The organism is Paracoccus sp. P2, assembly GCF_046335115.1.
GTDB classification, from domain to species: Bacteria; Pseudomonadota; Alphaproteobacteria; order Rhodobacterales; family Rhodobacteraceae; genus Paracoccus; species Paracoccus pantotrophus.
In genome coordinates this window covers 1-2,426 of the sequence record NZ_JBGOSN010000119.1, presented here as the reverse complement: position 1 = coordinate 2,426, position 2,426 = coordinate 1, and the positions used below count along the sequence as shown (strand labels likewise).

The following is a 2,426-nucleotide window of genomic DNA, read 5'->3' as shown; positions in this document are numbered from 1 at the left end:
CATCCCCACACCCGCATAAGACACGTCATTAACGACGTCACTATGCACGTGCCTTAATCCATCAGCCCAAACTCAGGCAGGCGGTAACAATCGGGCCGTTACCATGATCCGTCCATGAATTGTAGCACTTCTCAAGCAAGGAGCGAGACCACGGATCGAAGTCCATGATATCGTTAGGGGGTGCCGTCAAATCTATCCAGCAAAGATCGTTTATCGAAAGGCTACTCTGCGCTGGTTCGAACCAATCAGGCGCACATATCTCCACCAATGCAAGGACCTCATCCGGTCGATGATCATCCCATACTATGCACCGAAAATCATGCCCAAAGCTTCCGGCCCGGGTGCTTGCATCGTAACGATGATCAATCTGTACGTTTAGGTCAGTAGATACAGCAGTTAGGGCCGCATCAACGACACCTAACCCGCTCGCGTCGAAAAGGTTGACATCGCTTTCAAGCACCAAGGCAGCGAAACATATGGAACGCTTCTGGGCAAAAGTATCCCGATTATCACGATATCGCCCTGTCCTATAAGCGAGAATATGGCGATCTCTCCGCACGGCCGCCACAGACCACACGAGTGCCACATCCTCAGGCACAGCTTTGGGTTCAACGTAAACCATTTCATCGGTAGAGCGCACTCCGATACTCCCGAGCTTTGAGCTCTCCGCGACCCCCGTAAAAAGAACTCGCTTCAAAAAACGATGCGAAAAAGCAAGCGCAGGCCCTCTCAGAAGCTCGCGTGTTCGTCTCCGAGCACGCATTTCTTTCTTATAGACCGCCGGGATGGCAGGATCTGTCAAGAAATCGCGTAGGAAAAATTTACCAGGCTCTGTTCGGAAAAAACAGCTCCTCTCCCTTCTGTGGAGTATGTCTTCGCTAAGTCTCGCCTGAAGCGTCTTGTGTTGTGTTTTTCCGTAGAGATGATCAGCCACGAGCCCTTGCTGGTAGGCAATACGCAAAATCGACTTGGCCGAGAGAGGCCTGCGGGCATCACGGAGAATTTCTTCTGCAACAGTGAGGTAGCTACTCATGTGTGGAAAACTTCTGGCAAGCTTGGTCCGACTATATAGTCTAGCCCTCTTCTTCGCAAACACTTACAAGTACCTAGAAATACACACGTCTTCCGCGCTCGATAGTTCGAATCGTAGCCCCCAGCCAGGATTCTCAGGCTCGCGACAAGGTTCTGCGCAAGCTTTCTGACTGTATCCACACATGGCTCATTACATAACCGTCTTCCGAATTTTGCTGCGACTGCCCTACCGCAGTGCCGACAAGCTGCTCCCCGCCCTCACGGTAGATCCGACTGCCATCTCGCTGCGGTCCGCCGGAACGGCTGCTTCCGCAAGGTTGCTGCGACTGCCATGCTGCCGCCTGCGTAAGGCCGGTTGCCGCCCTTCACGCTTGGGCCATCGCGGATCCCCATCCACTCTTCCGCCTTCACAGCAGCCATTCGACCGGCAGGATACCGATCACCGCGATGGCGATCTGCTGGAGCCATGTCGCGCCGGGTTCCTGCTGATAGATTTCGGTCCGGCCTTCGGGCAGGGTCTCGACCCAGACCATGTTGGCTTCGGGCGTCAGCGCAGGCTGGTAGCTGACCAGCGGGATGGTGTTGTCGAAAGCGGTGGAGACCTGCGCGGCCATCTTGGGGCTGTCGATCAGGAACCCCATCTCGCAATTCAGATCGACCGAGTGCCGATCGAAGTTGAACGAGCCGATGAAGACGCGCCGGTGATCGACCGCGAAGGTCTTGGCGTGAAGGCTGGCACCGGAAATCCCCATCGGGAAGATCTGCTTGCCGGACTGAGCCCCGCGCAGCTTCAGCTCGTAAAGCTTCACGCCGGCCTGCAGCAAATTGCGGCGGTATCCGTCAAGGAAGAGCGCAACCGAAGCCCGGATATGGGCCGACCGCTCTCGAACCGACAAGGGGTTGCGCAGCCCATTGAGCAGTTCCATGCGGTTCGAGCCACGCAACAGGGACAGGAACTGCCCGGTCGCCACCGCCATGGAAGCCGTCGGTCGGTCGAACTCCCCCTCGTCCCGCGCCGCTGCAAGCATCTCGGACAGGCGCGGCGTCTCGTCGTAGAAGCGCGCCGCCGAGGATCGCACCTGCGCGCCATCGGCGATCATCGCAGGGGAGGCCGCCGCGGCTTGCACGGATTTGTGATCCCGCCGATTCTGCGCTGCGGTTCGCTTCCGGCTGCTTCCGATGTGATTCCGGGCTCCGGGAAGCATAAATGCGGAAAGCCTCCCGAGGGAGGCTTAAATGGTTGTAATGTAATGTGATTCGTTGGTTGCGGGGGCAGGATTTGAACCTGCGGCCTTCAGGTTATGAGCCTGACGAGCTACCGGGCTGCTCTACCCCGCGCCATTTGCATCGCGGTTTTGCGGTGCTTCTCGTTCTGAGAGATGCTCGCTTCTTTT

2 protein-coding genes and 1 tRNA gene are annotated in these 2,426 nt (G+C 57.0%); all 3 read right to left on the bottom strand.

Annotated elements, in window-relative coordinates; all coding sequences use genetic code 11:
- Window positions 1–61: 61 nt before the first annotated feature.
- Window positions 62–1,033 carry a winged helix-turn-helix domain-containing protein gene (locus ACDP63_RS24595; RefSeq protein WP_409928829.1) on the bottom strand — a complete coding sequence of 324 codons (972 nt, stop codon included), beginning with the start codon at window positions 1,031–1,033 and terminating at the stop codon, window positions 62–64.
- Window positions 1,034–1,439: 406 nt separating this feature from the next.
- A complete protein-coding gene (locus ACDP63_RS24590) occupies window positions 1,440–2,159 on the bottom strand; it encodes a phospholipase D-like domain-containing protein (RefSeq protein ID WP_409928828.1) in 720 nt (239 codons plus the stop codon).
- A gap of 134 nt (window positions 2,160–2,293) precedes the next feature.
- Window positions 2,294–2,370 (bottom strand) — tRNA-Met (locus tag ACDP63_RS24585).
- Between the last annotated feature and the right edge of the window lie 56 nt (window positions 2,371–2,426).

Coding starts and splice junctions, on each gene's coding strand:
- ACDP63_RS24595 (WP_409928829.1), bottom strand. CDS start 1,033: ATGAGTAGCTACCTCACTGTTGCAGAAGAAATTCTCCGTGATGCCCGC.